Here is a 17,891-nt window from a genome sequence, read left to right as displayed (position 1 = left end):
GGGAAAAAAATAGCAATTGATCTCAAATCAATTGCTACAATCTTGTTAATCTTTATTTTTTTGTTGCTCTTTCCACTGTTTGGAAAATGATTTATCTGCGATTTTTGGTAATTTTCGATTATTTCCCCATGTTTTTTTGAAAAATTTACTAATAAAGAAGTTCTTGACCTTGCCACCGAATAAATCGATCAGCTTTCTCCTTTGTATTAAGTAAGTAAATCCTTTCCATGCTTTTTTCTCGATTGCTGGTGATAGATCTTCCGCTACGGAATCTCTACGGTTTAGCAATAGCATACGTTGAATATCGATACCAACCGGACATACTTCTGTACATTTACCGCAAAGCGATGAAGCGTAGCTTAAGTGTTTAAACTCTTTCATTCCACTAAGGTGTGGAGATATCAATGAACCAATTGGACCTTGATAAGTCGTTTCATAAGTGTGTCCACCAATATTTTGATAGATAGGGCATACATTCAGACATGCTCCGCATCGGATACAATAAAGGCCCTGACGCTGCTCTTTTTGCGCTAATAGATTGGTTCGTCCATTATCCAGTAAAACGACATACATCTCTTCTGGTCCATCAGATTCATAAGCTTGTCTTGGACCGCTCAGTAGTGTGTTATAAACTGTTAAATTTTGACCTGTTCCATGAGTGGCAAGCAAAGGCCAGAATAAATCAAGGTCATTGATCGATGGTAATATTTTTTCAATACCTACAATAGCAATGTGAATTTTTGGGAAAGCTGTTGTTAAACGGGCATTTCCTTCATTTTCTGTAATGGCAATACTACCGGTGTCTGCTATTAAAAAGTTTGCTCCGGAAATGCCGATATCAGCAGTTTTATATTTTTCACGTAAGAGTTCACGTGCTTTCATCGTCAATTCTTCAGCTGTTGCTTCGAGCGGAGTGCCAAATCTTTCGTTGAATAATTGCGCTATATCTGCAAGACTTAAATGCATCGCCGGTGTAACGATGTGGTAGGGTTTTTGATCCAATAATTGAATTATAAATTCACCGAGATCACTTTCTAATGCCTCTATTCCTTTATTTTCTAGAAAATGATTGAGTTCAATCTCTTCAGAAGCCATGGATTTGGATTTGATAACACTTTTTGCATTATTTCGTTCCATGATCTTCCAGATTTCCTGACGCGCTTCTTCTGCGTTATTGGCCCAGATTACTTTGCCTCCTCGTGCTATAAATTTGCTTTCAAATTCGAGTAGATATTTATCTAAATTTTCAATAGCTCTCCATTTTGTTAGATTGGCTTCTAAACGGGAGTTCTCCAGATTTACAAATTTACTCTTCCCTTTTTCGAAAGCAATAGTATATTTGTCGATATTATAGTTAATAATATCGCGATGTTTACTGTCGAAAGATTTTGTCGCACTTTCTTTTAAAAATTTATCTGCAGAGCTTACTGACATCTAATTCTTTTAATTTTACAAAAAAAGTTGGTAATAAATTACCAACTTTTAAAGATAACGCTTATAAATTATTTATCGCATGATGCGATCAAATTATTTAACTTTTAAATTCAAATTTAAGCTCAATTCGTTCAATTGATCCTGATGGATTGTTGAAGGAGCATCGATCATCACATCTCTTCCTGAATTGTTTTTAGGGAAAGCAATGACGTCACGGATAGAGTCTATTCCGGCTAATAATGCGACTAAACGATCAAATCCAAATGCTAATCCACCATGTGGAGGAGCACCGTAAGTAAATGCTTCCATTAAGAAACCAAATTGTTTTTGTGCCTCTTCGGGTGTGAACCCTAAATGTTTGAACATCAAAGATTGCAATTCACGATCGTGGATACGAATCGAACCACCTCCTACTTCAGTACCGTTGAGTACAAAATCGTACGCATTTGCTCTAACTTCACCAGGATTAGTATCCAATAATGCAATATCCTCCGGTTTTGGAGAAGTAAAAGGATGGTGCATCGCATGGTAACGTTCAGATTCTTCATCCCACTCTAATAGCGGAAAATCAAGTACCCAAAGTGGTGCAAATTTGTTTTTATCACGAAGACCCAATTGATTGGCCACTTCAAGACGAAGTTCATTTAGTTGTTTACGTACTTTATCCTTTGGACCGGCCATGATTAGGAATAAGTCACCTGGTTTAGCATTAAATAATTTTGCAAATTTTAGTAATTGCTCAGGTGTATAAAACTTGTCAACGGAAGATTTTACTGTACCGTCTTCATTGTAGCGCGCATATACAAGACCTGTTGCACCGACTTGAGGACGTTTTACAAAATCGGTCAATGCATCGAGCTGTTTACGAGTATAGTATGCACAATTTTCTGCGTTAATACCAACTACTAATTCAGCTGCATCAAACACAGGGAAGCCTTTGTCTTTTGCAACTTCATTTAATTCTACGAATTGCATGCCGAATCGGATATCTGGTTTATCAGAACCGTATAAACGCATCGCATCGGCGTACGTCATACGGGGTACTTCTCCCAAATCAATATTCTTGATTTTTTTGAAAATATGCTTTGCTAAACCTTCAAATATATTTAAAACATCTTCTTGCTCTACGAATGACATTTCGCAGTCAATCTGTGTAAATTCGGGTTGACGGTCTGCACGTAGATCCTCGTCGCGGAAACATTTTACAATTTGAAAATAACGGTCGAAACCAGATACCATCAATAATTGCTTGAATGTTTGTGGCGATTGTGGTAAGGCATAGAATTCTCCTGCATTCATACGAGAAGGAACAACAAAATCACGAGCACCTTCCGGTGTTGATTTGATCAATACAGGGGTTTCAACTTCTAAAAAGTTTTGCTCGTCAAGAAAACGACGAACTTCTTGAGCTGTTTTGTGACGTAAAATTAAGTTTTCACGAACTGGGTTACGACGTAAGTCTAAGTATCTGAATTTCATTCTGATGTCTTCCCCGCCGTCGGTTTCATCTTCGATGGTAAATGGTGGCGTTTTCGCCGAATTTAATATTTCTAAAGAAGAAACTTTGATTTCAATTTCTCCAGTTGGAATTTTTAGATTTTTACTCGAACGTTCGATAACTGTTCCAGTTACTTTAATCACATATTCACGGCCTAGTTCACGTGCACTAGCGCGTAAAGAATCGTCGTCATCCGAATTAAAAGTTAATTGTGTAATGCCATAGCGATCTCTTACATCTATGAAAGTCATTCCGCCTAAATCGCGAGATTTTTGAACCCAACCGCTAAGTGTTACTGTTTTACCTAAGTCAGCTATTGTTAATTCTCCGCACGTGTTTGTTCTATGCATACGCTAAATTTTAATTTTACCACAAAATTATCTGTTTTTAGGGAGAATAACGAATGGCAATTTTGTTTTTTGAAAGAAACTCCATTACACTTTTGGAAGCTGCTATTATTTCCATGGTAAATTAAATTTTTCATTCTTAGAATTGGTGAATTTTGAAACTAGTTGGTGTATTTTAAGGATGAATTTTAATGTTTTTATTTAACTGTTTTGTTATCCCACATTCTCCCATTTTTGATTCATTTTTTGTAAAAAATATGTTTTTTGACGTAGTTTCAGTCCAGTTTGACGAAAATAAAAGTGATTTTTGAAGTCTTTTTTTTCGTGTTATACCGTTTTTTGAAACGGTATAAAAACTGTATTTATGCGCTGATATTTAGCTTTTTGCCTGCTTTTTCCTCAAGTAATTTTCAATTAAATGTAGCGGGCTGGCTATGTGGAAAACTTTTTTGTGGGTAAAAGTGGGTAAAAGTGGGTGAAAGTGTATACTTTTACATTGAATTTGAAACCAATGTGTACAAAATGAGTTTTTTAATTGGCGAATATGAATGCAAGTTGGACACCAAAGGAAGAATGGTGTTGCCCGCTGCGCTCAAAAGGCAATTGCCTGATGTTGAGCGTGAGGGACTTGTGATCAATCGTGGATTTGAAAAACATTTGGTGATCTATACGCGCGAGGAGTGGAATGCGATTACAGCTCGGTTAGCTCAGTTGAATCAGTACGTTGAAAAAAATAGGATGTTTATCCGAAATTTTACACGTGGTGCAACGGAGCTAAGTTTGGATGCTGCTGGTCGTGTTTTGTTGCCAAAGGGTTTGCTAGATTATTCAGGTATCACAGGTGAAGTTGTTTTGGCTTGCCAGGTTAATAAAATTGAAGTTTGGTCCAAAGACGGATATGAAGAGTTTATGAATGGAGATCTTGGAGAGGATTTTTCAGCTTTGGCCGAGCAGGTTATGGGAGGTTTTGATTTAGGAGGATTAGCGAATGGATAATGTTTATCACGTACCAGTAATGTTAAAAGAGTGCATGGATGCTTTGGCGATTAAGCCAAATGGTATTTATGTGGATGTTACTTTTGGTGGTGGAGGGCACTCAAGAGAAATTTTGAAACACTTGGGACCTGAGGGCAGGTTATTTGCTTTTGATCAGGATCCGGATGCATTAAATAATGTAATTGATGATGCTAGATTTACCTTGATCCATCAAAATTTTCGTTTCTTAAAAAATAATCTTCGTTTGAACGGGGTGAAGCAGGTGGATGGTATTTTAGCTGATTTGGGAGTTTCGTCTCATCAGTTTGATGCCGCTGACCGTGGCTTCTCTATTCGTTTTGATGCAGATCTGGATATGCGTATGGATCAGATTTCTGATGTTGACGCTCGTACGGTATTAGCGACTTACGCTGAGGAAGATCTTCATCGTATTTTTGGAATGTACGGGGAGATCGTTAATGCAAAAACATTGGCAAAGACAATCGTGACAGCTCGTTTGACTGCTCCTATTAATACGGTTGCGGAATTAAAGGAAGCGATCAAGAAGTTAGTGCCTAGAGGCAAAGAGCATAAATATCATGCGCAGGTTTTTCAGGCTTTGCGTATTGAAGTTAATAAGGAGTTAGAAGCTCTGCAGGAGTTTTTATTACAGACGGTCGATGTTTTAAAATCAGAAGGACGTCTTGTGGTCATGTCTTATCATTCTTTAGAAGATCGCTTGGTTAAGAATTTTATGGCTAAGGGCAAGTTTAGAGGTGATGTGGAGAAGGACTTTTTTGGGAATGAAATAAAACCATTTCATGTTATCAGTCGTAAAGCAATTACGGCTAATGATACAGAACTGGTTGAAAATAATAGATCGCGTAGTGCGAAACTGCGTATTGCTGAAAAGTTGGAGATAGCTTAATGCTTTAATAAAGTGTCGAGATGGGCAAGAATACAATAAAACAGCAGGGATTAAGCGAGGAGCTTCAAGAGGAACTACAGGAAGCAGTTGAGGAAAAAGCCGAGGAAACCCAGAAGTTTCTGCGGACGCTACTTACTGCTGGTAATTTGTCTATATATTCCATCGTCAATTATCTGCCATTTATTGGGTTTGTAACGCTGCTCATGTTGCTTTATATTACAAATAGGCATTTTGCGGAGCGTACGATTCGTAATATCGATAAGCTGGGGAAGGAAGTTAAAGAGTTAAGCTGGGATCATAAATCACTTTCAGCAGAACTCATGAAAATGTCCACTCAAACTGAAATTGCGAAACGTGTGGATTCTTTAGGTTTGAAAGAGCGGGTAGAGCCACCGATCAAGATTGAAATTGTAAAAGAAAAAAAGAAGTAGGAGACGTTTATGAATATCAGAACTACCATTCTATTTCGTGTTTATATCGCATTCGGTTTAATCGTCCTTGTGGCGATTGCTGTGTTTACGAAGCTTTTTCATTTACAGTATATTGACGGTGATAAATGGCGGGAGTTGTCAGATAGTTTATCCATTCAGGAGCGTGAGGTAGAGGCTGCTCGTGGAAATATCTACTCTAATGATGGAAGCTTATTGGCGACATCTGTACCTGAATACGAATTGCGCTTTGATGCTATGGCTATTCCGGAAGAGGAAAACGATTATTTCAATCTGAAAGTTGATTCTTTGGCGATTAAACTGTCGGGATTTTTTAAGGATAAATCTTCTAGACAGTATTTGACATTATTAAAACAGGCAAGAAATAAAAAGCAACGTTATGTCTTGATTAAGCGAGCTGTTTCGCATCAAGACCTGAAAGTTATTAGGAATTTTCCGTTGCTTAAAGCTGTTCGTGTTGGTAAAGAACGTTATCCTGGTGGTTTGATTACAGAGCGTCAGAATAAGCGTATTCTTCCGTTTGTTAATTTGGCTGCGCGGACAATTGGTTATAAAAATGTCAAAGAAAATATTCATGTTGGACTTGAAGGAGCCTATGGTGAATATATTGACGGAAAAAGTGGAAAACGCCTGATGCAAAGAATTGCAGGTGGTGTGTGGATTCCAGTTAACCGTGATATTGAAGTGGCTCCTGTAGATGGGGCTGATATTATCTCAACCATTGATATCAATATGCAGGACATGGCACAAAGGGCCCTGGAGAAGCAGATGATAGCAAGTAATGCTGATGAAGGTTGTGTTGTGATGATGGAGGTTAAAACGGGAGAAGTTCGTGCTGTTGCAAATTTTACGAAAGACAAAGATGGTGTCTACCGTGAAAAAATGAATATTGCGATTGCACAGAGTGCTGAACCAGGATCTACATTTAAACTAGCATCTTATCTGGCTGCTATTGATGATGGGTTGATCGATTCGAGTACTCATGTGAATGTTGGAAATGGAAACTGGCCGATCTACCGTCACACGATTAAAGATTCACATGCGCCTAAAAAATCAATAATGAGTGCGCAGGAAGCTTTTGAACAATCGTCAAACGTAGGTATTACGAAATTGATTTATGAGCATTATAAAGATAATCCAGGAAAATTTTCAGCTAAGCTGCATTCTTTTGGATTAGATCAGAAATTAAAATTACAAATAACGGGAGAAGGAGCTCCCTTGATAAAAACTCCAAAAAGTAAGAGTTGGAGTGGTTTGTCACTTGTACAAATGGCTTATGGCTACGAGCTAAAAGTGACACCATTACAGATGTTGACATTGTATAATGCCGTAGCGAATAATGGAAGAATGATTTCTCCGCTTTTTGTAAAAGAAATCAGACACCTAGGTAATACGGTTGAAAAATTTGAAGCAAGGGTTATTAATGAAAAGATTGCTTCTGATAAAGCCTTGGGACAAATCAGAGGAATGCTGGAAGGAACGATGAAAGATGGAACAGGGAAAACCTTGAGAAATCCATTGTATAGCTCCGGTGGTAAAACAGGAACGGCTCAAATGGCAGACGGTGCGATGGGATATCGTAATCGTAAATATCAATCTTCTTTTGCAGGATATTTTCCTGCTGAAGATCCAAAGTATTCGATCATCGTGGTGATTCGAAATCCGAGAAACGGATATTACGGTGCGTCAACAGCGGGACCGGTTTTTAAAGAGCTAGCTGATATGGTGTATGCAAATGATTTGGATATGCACAGTGCTTTTAATAGAAAAAAACTAAATACGTCGGCCTTGAATACGAAGGCTTTAACATTAAAGGGATCGCGTGAAGCGACTCAGAAGGTGTACGAGCAGTTAGGTTTAAAAATTGTGAATTGGAATTCAATTGCACAGAATGATTCAACAAGTTCAACGCTTGGAGTTCCTTTTGTGGAGTATCAAATAAAAGAGGGTGTAGTGCCAAATGTTATGGGAATGGGGTTGATTGATGCTTTGTTTGCTCTGGAGAATTCTGGATTTAAAACAAGCGTGATTGGAAAAGGAAAAGTGATTAAGCAATCTTTGATTGCAAGTCAGAAATTACCAATTGGTACAGGTGTAACAATAGAACTGAAGTAGAATGAAGAATTTAAAATCAATATTACATGCTATTCCTGTACAGGAGGTAGTCGGTCAACTAGATGTTGAGGTAGTATCGCTTTGCTTTGATTCGCGTCAGGTCGTGTTCGGAAGTTTGTTTATTGCCGTTAGAGGTGTACATACTGATGGGCATTTATTTATTGAAAAAGCAATTGCATTTGGAGCAAGAGCAGTAATTGTAGAAGAGTTGCCGACAGAAACGTTGGATTCTGTTGTTTATATTGTTGTAGCCGATTCAGCATTAGCTTTGGGTATTGTTGCATCTAACTTTTATGATAATCCGTCAAAGAAATTGAAATTGGTTGGCGTGACGGGAACGAATGGTAAAACAACTGTTGCAACGTTGTTATTTCAGCTGTTTTCAGAATTGGGTTATCATGTCGGGCTTTTGTCAACTGTACAGAATCAGATCGGTGATCGTATTATACCTGCAACACATACTACTCCTGACCCTATTCAATTAAATCACTTATTGAGTGAAATGGTTGAAGAGGGATGTGATTACTGTTTTATGGAGGTAAGTTCGCATGCAGTAGTGCAACAACGGATTGCAGGTTTGAAATTTACAGGCGCTATTTTTACGAACATCACGCATGATCACCTGGATTTTCATAAAACTTTCAGTAGTTACATTAAGGCAAAGAAAAAGTTTTTTGATGATTTAGATACAGCAGCTTTTGCACTGACGAATGAAGATGATCGTAATGGACAGGTGATGTTGCAAAACACATTTGCTTATAAAAAGACATATGGTTTGCATTCTGGTGCTGATTTTAGCGCTAGAATTGTGGAAAGTCATTTCGATGGGATGTTGATGAACATCGATGGTCATGATGTTTGGGTGAAATTGGTTGGAGGCTTTAATGCTTATAATTTACTGGCAGTTTATGGAGCTGCTATTTTGCTGGAGCAAGAAACTGTTCGTGTATTGACTGCAATGAGTGTCTTGACTGGTGCAGAAGGACGCTTTGAAACCATGAAAGCACCGAATGGTGTCTTTGGAATTGTTGATTATGCACATACGCCTGATGCTGTTGAGAATGTATTGCAGACCATTGAAAAATTACGCAATGAGAGTCAGCAGATTATTACGGTACTGGGATGTGGTGGTGATCGTGATAAAACAAAAAGACCCGAGATGTCACAGTCGGCATTACGTTATAGTGATCGCCTGATTATAACATCAGATAACCCGAGAACGGAAGATCCGCTTGTTATTATCAAAGAGATGGAAGCGGGGGTTGCTCCTGAGCAAAAGAGTAAAGTTTTGTCTATTGCCGATCGTAAAGAGGCTATCCGAGTAGCATATCAATTGGCTAAGCCAGGTGATATTATTGTGGTAGCTGGAAAAGGACATGAAAAGTATCAAGAGGTGAATGGTGTACGCCATCATTTTGATGATAAAGAAATTTTAGAATTAACATTTAACGAAGAATAAGAATATGTTGTACCATTTATTCACATGGTTAAACGAATACGTGCACATTCCAGGAGCTGGACTGTTTCAGTATATTTCTTTCAGAACATCGATGGCGGTGATTGCATCATTGATCATCACGACTGTGTTTGGAGGAAAACTGATTCAGGTACTTCAGAATAAGCAAGTGGGAGAGACCATCCGTGATTTAGGATTAGAGGGGGAGAAAAAGAAACAAGGTACACCAACTATGGGTGGTTTGATTATTATCGCAGGTATTCTAATTCCGACTTTATTGTTTGCGAAGCTGACGAATATTTATGTCATCATTATGATCGTTTCTACACTTTGGATGGGAGCTGTCGGATTTTTGGATGATTATATTAAAGTATTTCGCCATAATAAGGAAGGTCTCGCTGGCCGTTTTAAGGTAATCGGTCAAACTGGTTTAGGTATTTTCATTGCATGTACAATGTATTTTCATCCAGAAATTCTCGTACGTCAAAATGTTGCGTCACCTACTTCGACTAAACCCGTTGAGGTTGTGATCAATCAGAGTACCGGTGAGAAGACTTATGCAGAGAATGTGAAATCATCGAAAACAAATATTCCTTTTTATAAGAATAACGAATTTGACTATGCTAAAGTGTTTAAGGTATTTGGACTTAATAGTAATGTTTTAACGTTTATTGTATTCTTGGTCGTTGTTGTATTTATTGTGACAGCGGTATCTAATGGTGCAAATATAACAGATGGTATTGATGGTTTAGCAACGGGTACTTCTGCAATTATTGGTGTTACACTAGCCATTTTAGCTTATGTATCCGGTAACGTTATTTTTTCAGACTACCTGAATATCATGTATATTCCTAATTCGGGAGAGCTTGTGATTTTTGCAGGTGCTTTTGTTGGGGCATGCGTTGGCTTTTTATGGTACAATACTTATCCTGCTCAGGTATTTATGGGAGATACGGGAAGTTTGGCTATTGGTGGTATTATTGCCGCTTTTGCAATTTTAATCCGTAAAGAACTGCTGATCCCGATATTGTGCGGTGTTTTCTTATTGGAACTGGTTTCTGTTATTTTGCAGGTTTCTTATTTTAAATACACAAAGAAAAAATATGGTGAAGGAAGACGTATTTTCTTAATGTCTCCTTTGCATCATCATTTTCAAAAGAAAGGTTATCATGAAGCTAAGATTGTAACCCGGTTTGTGATTGTTGGAATTATTTTGGCCATTTTGACCATCGTAACATTAAAAATTAGATAACAGTATGGCGAACATTTCATCAACATATTATCCACAGTCGGGAAAACTAATCGTTCTTGGAGCAGGAGAGAGTGGTGTAGGTACTGCTATACTGGCAAAACAGAAAGGTTTTGATGTTTTTGTTTCTGATATGGGAATGATTGCATCGCACTATAAAGTGCAGCTGGATGAAGAACAGATTGCTTATGAGGAGGGCACTCATACCGAGGAACGTATTTTATTGGCGGATCTTGTTGTGAAAAGTCCCGGTATTCCGGAACATGCTCCTTTAGTCATTGCGTTGAAAGCAAAACATATTCCTGTTATTGCAGAAATAGAATTTGCTGCACAATATACCGACGCTAAATTGATCTGTATTACGGGATCAAATGGGAAATCGACCACTACCATGTTGACTTATGAGATGCTGAAGCATGCAGGTAAACATGTAGGATTAGCTGGAAATATCGGTAAAAGCTTTGCGCTGCAAGTAGCACGTGAGCAATTTGATGTTTATGTATTGGAAATTTCGAGCTTTATGCTGGATGATATGTTCCAATTTAGAGCAGACATCGCTGTTATTTTGAATATTACCGCTGATCATCTGGATCGTTATGATTATAAGGTGGAGAATTACGTGGATTCTAAGTTTCGAATGATTCAAAATCAAACAAAAGACGATTACTTCATTTATTGTCTGGATGATCCACAAACAGCAGCAGGTTTAAAAAGACATCATACTGCAGCAATGCATTTGCCTTTTACACAGGAACAAAAAGTAGAATTTGGAGCATATTTGACTTCAATTAAAGATATTATAATTAACATACCTAATAGCGATACATTTACTATGAGAACGGAAGAGTTGTCTTTGACAGGGAAACACAATGTGTACAACAATATGGCTTCTGGCCTTATTGCTAAGGTTCAAGAGTTGAGAAATCAAGCTATGAAGGAAAGTATGAGCTCATATGTTAATATTGCACATCGTTTGGAGCAAGTAGCTTGTATAGGTGGCGTTAATTATATTAATGATTCAAAAGCAACCAATGTTAACTCGGTTTGGTATGCTTTGGAAAGTGTATCCACACCTATCGTTTTGATGTTAGGTGGCGTGGATAAGGGCAATGATTATGAAATGTTGCGCGATTTAGTTAAAAATAAAGTACGTGCTATTGTTTGTATCGGCAAAGATAATACGGCTATTCACGCCGCATTTGAAGATGATACGGAATTGATCGTAAACAGTTCTTCTATGAAAGATGCGGTGCAATTAGCATCTCATTTGGCTCAAAAAGGAGATACGGTATTGTTGTCACCAGCGTGTGCAAGTTTTGACTGGTTTAAAAATTACGAAGATCGCGGTGATAAATTTAAAGCCGCAGTGATGGAGTTGTAGTGGATATAGGTTTTATAAATCTAAAGTAATTAAATATGGTAGAGCATCTACTTTCTAAATTAAAGGGCGACCGTTGGATATGGATTATTGTGATCCTGCTTTCGGGCTGGTCTTTGTTAGCGGTCTACAGTTCTGTAGGAACGTTGGCATATAAAGAAGGTAAGGGAACAGAATTATATCTGTTCAAGCACTTCTCTTTGATTGCTGTTGGTTTTGTGTTGATGTATTTATCGCATAAACTGGATTACCGTTATTATGCAGGTATTTCCAAATTGTTGATGGCGATAACGGTTCCATTGCTTTTATATACATTGATTTTTGGAAGTAAGGTGAATGATGCAAGTCGTTGGGTTACGATCCCTGTGATTAATCAGACGTTTCAAACTTCCGATTTGGCAAAGTTGGCGTTGATTACGTTCTTAGCTCGTATGTTGTCTAGGAAGCAAGAGGAGATAAAAGATGTCAAGAAATCATTTATTCCGATCATGGGTGCTGTTTGTGGTGTCTTTGTTTTAATTGCTTGGGCGAATATGTCTACAGCAATTATGCTGTTTGGGGTATGTGTATTACTGCTCTTAATTGGGCGTATTAGTTTTAAGCAGATTGCTATTGTATCTGCCGGCGTGGTATTGCTCGGAATAATTGTTGTTTCGATCGGTCCAAGACGAGCAACGTATTATAGTCGTGTCAAGTCTTTTATCGGGGTTGAAAAAGATAAACAGGAAGGTATGCCTGTTTCATTTCAGGATGATAAAAACTATCAGGCTAATAATGCGAAGATTGCAATAGCGACGGGAGGTGTTTTTGGTAAAGGACCAGGTAATAGTATTCAGAGAAATGTATTGCCACACCCTTATTCGGATTTTATATTTGCCATCATCATTGAAGAATATGGAACAATAGGCGGTGTCGTCTTAATTTTTCTATATCTCGCTTTGATGTATAGATGTATTCGTATTGTGACATTAAGCCCTAAAGCATTTGGTGCTTTTTTGGCCGCAGGGCTAGGCTTTAGTTTGACTATTCAAGCATTTGCGAATATGGCAGTAGCAGTAGGTTTGGGTCCGGTGACCGGTGTTCCGCTTCCGTTAGTGAGTATGGGAGGAACATCAATTCTATTTACCAGTATTGCATTAGGAATTATCTTAAGTGTAAGTAGAAATATTGAAGAGTTAAAAGGTAAACAGGAATTGGATGAACGACCAAAGGAAAAAAGAGTGGTCGTTGGTACGATTTCGGTATAAAAGATATAAAGAATGGCTATACGTGTGATCATAAGTGGTGGTGGTACTGGCGGACATATTTTTCCGGCAGTAGCAATTGCTAATGCACTAAAAGCATTGGATCCGCAAAATGAAATTCTTTTTGTTGGAGCTAACGGCCGTATGGAAATGGAGAAAGTTCCAGCAGCAGGTTATAAAATCGTGGGATTAGATATTCAAGGGATCAATAGACAACAGTTTTGGAAAAATATATTTTTACCGTTCAAGCTGTTTAAAAGCATGAACAAAGCACGTACAATTGTCCGTGAGTTTAAACCTGATGTAGCTGTTGGTGTTGGTGGTTTTGCTTCTGGCCCCTTATTGATGGTAGCAAATCGATTGCATATCCCAACACTCGTACAAGAACAAAATTCTTATGCGGGAGTTACCAATAAGCGCTTAGGAAATAAGGCAGCTAAGATTTGTGTTGCTTATGAAGGTATGGAACAATTTTTTCCAGCAGAGAGATTATTGTTAACGGGTAATCCGATTCGCCGCGCTTCTATTGAGATTGAAGGTAAGCGTGAAGAAGCATTGTCCTTTTTTGGATTAGATGCTGATAAAAAGACAATTTTAGTCACGGGTGGCAGTCTGGGAGCACGTACTTTGAATGAAAGTGTAATGGCTTCTCTAGAGAAGTTTGATGATGCAGATATACAAGTGATATGGCAGTGTGGAAGTTACTATTTCGATCAATTAAGTCAAGAATTGAAAGATAAACTTTCTGGTCGTATTCATATGCTTGCTTTCTTGCAACGTATGGATTACGCTTATGCAGCGGCTGATATGATTATTGGCCGTGCAGGTGCTGGAACCATCTCAGAACTATGTGTGGTTGGTAAGCCGGTAATATTGGTTCCTTCGCCCAATGTCGCAGAAGATCATCAAACAAAAAATGCGATGGCTTTGGTGAATAAACATGCGGCGATATTAGTTAAAGATAATGAGGCAAAAGCAACATTATTTGACACAGCTATTGCTTTGCTCGATAATGAATCTGAATCGAAAGCTTTGGCTCAAAATATAAAGAAATTAGCGCTTCTTGATGCGGACATAGTCATTGCAAAAGAAGTTATAAAATTGGCAAATAAAAGGTAGAAATAATGAAAATTGACGCAATCAAACAAGTATATCTTATTGGGATAGGTGGAATTGGAATGAGTGGACTTGCTCGTTATTTTGCTCACTTAGGATCCGTAGTGAAGGGATATGATCGTACGGAAACGGAATTGACTAAAACATTAGTGTCCGAAGGAATTGAAATTTCGTATGTTGATGATGTCAATACGATAGATCCGATATTTAATATTTCTAATGAAGAAACATTAATCATTTTTACTCCTGCTATTCCTAAAGACTCTAAAATTAAACATCATCTGGAAGAAGTAGGGCATACGCTACATAAGAGATCTGAAGTTTTAGGCATCATTAGTGAAAGTCGTTTTACAATTGGTGTGGCGGGTACACATGGTAAAACGACAACTTCTACCATGGTGGCCCACATATTAAAGGATAGTGGTTTTGACTGCTCTGCTTTTCTAGGCGGTATCAGTTCCAATTATGATACAAATGTTTTGTATGGTAATAATGATGTGGTCGTCGTAGAAGCGGATGAATATGATCGCTCATTCTTAACCTTACATCCTAATATAGCTATTGTGACTTCAGCTGATGCTGATCATTTGGATATTTATGGTGATGCAAGCCAACTTTTGACGACTTTTCAAATGTATTTGGATCGAGTTGTTGAAGGTGGTACGCGTATTGTTAAGAAGGGATTACCTTTTGAAAGTCAAATCTCGTATTCTGGACATGATGTTGCAGATGTTTATGCTTCTAATGTACATGTTAAAGATGGAGAATTTTATTTTGATTACATTTCAGGAGATGCAAAGATTGAAGATATTCATTTGGGAATACCGGGCACGCATAATGTTGAAAATGCTGTAGCGGCAATAACTGTTGCCCGTATTTTGGGTATTGCAGATGATAAAATAAAAGTTGCACTAACGAATTTTAGAGGTGTTAAAAGACGTTTTGAATATATCGTAAGAAGTCCGTCTGCTATTTATGTAGATGATTATGCACATCATCCAGAAGAGTTGCGTGCATTTTTGAGCTCGATGCGTAAGCTATATCCGAATAAGAAGTTGACAGTTGTATTTCAGCCACATCTCTTTACGAGAACCCGTGATTTTATAGAAGGATTTGCAGAAGTGCTTTCTATGGCAGATCGTGTACTACTTATGGAAATCTATCCTGCTCGTGAATTACCTATCGAAGGTGTAAATTCATCTTGGTTGTTGAGTAAAATCACGGCACCGGAAAAAGCTGTTGTTACAGCCGAGGAAGTATTGGCAATTGCTCAGCATGAAAAACTGGAATTGTTGGTGACAGTTGGAGCTGGTGATATTGATAAATTAGTAAAACCATTGAAGGAAATTTTAGCACATGCTTAAATATTTACACAACATACGATGGAATCGCGTATTATATTTATCACTCTTTTTTTTAGGTGTGATAGCTGTAATCATTGTGATGTCCTTGGTCAATCGCAAAGATGACCTGCAAGTATGTCGTGAGGTAAATATTTTTATTGAAGGAAAAGAAGCTTTTATTGATCAAGGAGATATCTCTGCACTTATCAGTAAAAGTTATGGCAATATAATTGGTAAGCCATTACTTGATATTCCTTTAGAAAAGATTGAAAAAACGTTGAAAAAGTTGCCTTACGTATCTAAGGCAACGGTTCATTTGGATATGGATGGTATTCTAGCCATTAATATCGCGCAACGGGAAGTCGTTATGCGTGTCATTAATAAGAATGGCCGGGAATATTATATCGATTTAAATGGATTGAAGGTACCAACTACATTGAAATATGTACCTCATGTTATGATTGCAACAGGTAATATTGAAGAGGGATATAAGAATCCTTTGGATTCGATTAACTCTACACTGGTAAAAGATTTATTGCGAGTGACACAGTTTATCGAAAATGATGAGCTGTGGAGCAATCAAGTTGTACAGGTATTTGTTAACAATGATAAAGATATTGAATTGGTACCTCGGGTCGGAAATCAGCAGCTTGTTATCGGCACTGCCGATTCTTTAGACCAAAAGTTTAGTTTGTTGCAGACATTTTATAAAGAAATAATCCCTAAAGTCGGGGTTGACGCTTACAATAAAGTGAATGTAAAATATGCAGGTCAAATTATTTGTGAAAAACGTGGTGTTTGGACATTTGATGATCTGCATAACCCGGAGAAGAAAGTAAAGAATAACACATTATAGTATACAGCATCAATACAGAATATTATGAATCCAAAATCAGCAGAAATCGAAAGAGAGAACCCAATTATTGTGGGACTCGATATTGGTACAACCAAGATTTGCGTTACAGTTGGAAGACGTAGTGGCGGAAATAAAATAGAACTTTTAGGCGTTGGTAAAGCAGATTCGGCAGGAGTAAGCCGAGGTGTGGTCGCGAACATTCAAAAAACGGTGAGCAGCATTCTTGAAGCGGTTGAAATAGCCGAAAATCAATCAAATGTTGATATCAAAGTGGTGAATGTTGGTATTGCTGGCCAACATATCAAAAGTATTCAACATCGTGGTATTTTTACCAAGACTGATAGCGATGATGAAGTTACAAGAAAAGATATTGAACGTCTTATTTCGGATATGTATAAATTAGTGTTGCCTCCTGGAGAAGAAATTATCCATGTGTTGCCGCAGGAATTTACGATCGATAATGAGCCGGGTATTCGAGAACCGATCGGTATGGCAGGACGTCGCATTGAAGCGAATTTCCATATTATTTCGGGACGTGTTACGGATATTCGAAATATTAAAAGATGTATTGATAATTCAAATTTAGAGGTTTCAGAATTAATTCTTGAACCTTTGGCATCATCTGAAGCTGTATTGGATGATGACGAAAAAAATGCTGGTGTTGTTTTAGTTGATATTGGAGGAGGTACTACAGACGTAGCGATTTTCCATGAAGGAATCATTCGTCACACTGCTGTAATTCCTTTAGGAGGGAATATCGTGACGGAAGATATTCGTCAAGGTTGTTCTGTATTGAGAAGTCAAGCTGAGTTGTTAAAAACACGATTCGGATCTGCATTAGCTGATGAAAATAAGGAAAACGAAGTAATTTGTGTTCCCGGATTAAAAGGTCGTGAACCTAAAGAGATTTCAGTAAAAAATCTTGCATACATTATTCAAGCACGTATGGAGGAGATTATTGAACATGTGTACTATGAGATCAAATCTTCTGGTTATGAAAATAAACTGATCGGTGGAATCGTTATTACTGGAGGTGGTGCCCAATTGAAACATTTGGTACAACTTGTTGAATATATCACTGGCATTGATTGCCGTATCGGTTTTCCTAATGAATACTTGGCAAAAAATGAAGTTTTGCCAAAGGCTTTGTATGAAGAATTGAAAAGTCCATTATATGCTACCAGTATAGGTTTGTTGATGAAGGGTATTCAGGCGCACGAGGATGAAGTAGAGACCAGAAGAGCGCCTAAAGTTGTGAAGAAGGATGTTGAGTCTGTGAAAGAGGTCGGCGAGCAACAACAGAAGGAGCATGGTTTGCTAACATGGTTCAAAAAATTAATGAAGGATGGCAATGAAATTGATGATGCCACTTTCTTGGATAAAAAATAGTTTTCAACACTTTATGTTTTTTTCCACATTTTAAACATTTGTGGAAAAAAATTGTTGAAAATATGTTATTATTACATTACGAATATTGAGTTTAGGTGAAGTTTGTACTGAAGT

14 protein-coding genes are annotated in these 17,891 nt (G+C 37.7%); 12 read left to right on the top strand and 2 right to left on the bottom strand.

Features of this window, described 5'->3' with window-relative positions:
• Window positions 1-45: 45 nt before the first annotated feature.
• Entirely contained in the window at window positions 46-1,434 is a 1,389-nt protein-coding gene (locus ACFS6I_RS24125) for a LutB/LldF family L-lactate oxidation iron-sulfur protein (protein ID WP_380924377.1), read from the bottom strand.
• A 93-nt stretch (window positions 1,435-1,527) separates the two neighbouring features.
• Complete coding sequence (gene aspS, locus ACFS6I_RS24120) at window positions 1,528-3,282, bottom strand: aspartate--tRNA ligase (RefSeq protein WP_380924375.1); 1,755 nt, start codon at window positions 3,280-3,282, stop codon at window positions 1,528-1,530.
• 519 nt (window positions 3,283-3,801) lie between these two features.
• Between aspS and mraZ the strand changes: the two genes are divergently transcribed.
• The 12 genes from mraZ to ftsA are packed head-to-tail and all read left to right on the top strand — an operon-like array spanning window position 3,802 to window position 17,777.
• Window positions 3,802-4,275 (top strand): division/cell wall cluster transcriptional repressor MraZ, encoded by a 474-nt coding sequence (gene mraZ, locus ACFS6I_RS24115; RefSeq protein ID WP_031288067.1) that lies wholly within the window; start codon window positions 3,802-3,804, stop codon window positions 4,273-4,275.
• The gene (gene rsmH, locus ACFS6I_RS24110) at window positions 4,268-5,182 is read left to right on the top strand and encodes a 16S rRNA (cytosine(1402)-N(4))-methyltransferase RsmH (protein ID WP_132844606.1); all 915 of its coding nucleotides are present in this window, start codon (window positions 4,268-4,270) and stop codon (window positions 5,180-5,182) included. Before mraZ ends, rsmH begins: the two co-directional genes overlap by 8 nt.
• A 20-nt stretch (window positions 5,183-5,202) precedes the next feature.
• Window positions 5,203-5,613, top strand: coding sequence for an FtsL-like putative cell division protein (locus ACFS6I_RS24105; protein WP_021189603.1), 411 nt, complete (start codon window positions 5,203-5,205; stop codon window positions 5,611-5,613).
• A 9-nt stretch (window positions 5,614-5,622) separates the two neighbouring features.
• Window positions 5,623-7,746, top strand: a complete 2,124-nt coding sequence (locus ACFS6I_RS24100) for a penicillin-binding protein (RefSeq protein WP_021189602.1) — start codon at window positions 5,623-5,625, stop codon at window positions 7,744-7,746.
• A gap of 1 nt (window position 7,747) precedes the next feature.
• Window positions 7,748-9,205 carry a UDP-N-acetylmuramoyl-L-alanyl-D-glutamate--2,6-diaminopimelate ligase gene (locus ACFS6I_RS24095; RefSeq protein ID WP_183915812.1) on the top strand — a complete coding sequence of 486 codons (1,458 nt, stop codon included), beginning with the start codon at window positions 7,748-7,750 and terminating at the stop codon, window positions 9,203-9,205.
• Between the two features lie 4 nt (window positions 9,206-9,209).
• Window positions 9,210-10,454: a phospho-N-acetylmuramoyl-pentapeptide-transferase gene (gene mraY, locus ACFS6I_RS24090; protein WP_380924371.1), complete on the top strand. Its 1,245-nt coding sequence runs from the start codon at window positions 9,210-9,212 to the stop codon at window positions 10,452-10,454.
• Window positions 10,455-10,458: 4 nt separating this feature from the next.
• A complete protein-coding gene (gene murD, locus ACFS6I_RS24085; RefSeq protein WP_380924369.1) occupies window positions 10,459-11,832 on the top strand; it encodes a UDP-N-acetylmuramoyl-L-alanine--D-glutamate ligase in 1,374 nt (457 codons plus the stop codon).
• A gap of 35 nt (window positions 11,833-11,867) precedes the next feature.
• Window positions 11,868-13,076: an FtsW/RodA/SpoVE family cell cycle protein gene (locus tag ACFS6I_RS24080; protein WP_380924367.1), complete on the top strand. Its 1,209-nt coding sequence runs from the start codon at window positions 11,868-11,870 to the stop codon at window positions 13,074-13,076.
• A 12-nt stretch (window positions 13,077-13,088) separates the two neighbouring features.
• A complete protein-coding gene (gene murG / locus ACFS6I_RS24075; RefSeq protein ID WP_183915808.1) occupies window positions 13,089-14,192 on the top strand; it encodes an undecaprenyldiphospho-muramoylpentapeptide beta-N-acetylglucosaminyltransferase in 1,104 nt (367 codons plus the stop codon).
• Between the two features lie 5 nt (window positions 14,193-14,197).
• Window positions 14,198-15,553: a UDP-N-acetylmuramate--L-alanine ligase gene (gene murC, locus ACFS6I_RS24070; RefSeq protein ID WP_380924365.1), complete on the top strand. Its 1,356-nt coding sequence runs from the start codon at window positions 14,198-14,200 to the stop codon at window positions 15,551-15,553.
• A complete protein-coding gene (locus tag ACFS6I_RS24065) occupies window positions 15,546-16,388 on the top strand; it encodes a cell division protein FtsQ/DivIB (protein ID WP_021190259.1) in 843 nt (280 codons plus the stop codon). The genes murC and ACFS6I_RS24065 overlap by 8 nt, the downstream gene beginning before the upstream one ends.
• Before the next feature lie 24 nt (window positions 16,389-16,412).
• Window positions 16,413-17,777, top strand: a complete 1,365-nt coding sequence (gene ftsA, locus ACFS6I_RS24060; RefSeq protein WP_132844597.1) for a cell division protein FtsA — start codon at window positions 16,413-16,415, stop codon at window positions 17,775-17,777.
• The last annotated feature ends 114 nt before the right edge of the window (window positions 17,778-17,891 follow it).

Origin of the sequence: Sphingobacterium anhuiense, assembly GCF_042686355.1 — a bacterium.
Classification (GTDB): Bacteria; Bacteroidota; Bacteroidia; order Sphingobacteriales; family Sphingobacteriaceae; genus Sphingobacterium; species Sphingobacterium anhuiense.
The sequence above is the reverse complement of the archived record's forward strand: the minus strand, read 5'-3'. Positions and strand labels throughout refer to the sequence as shown.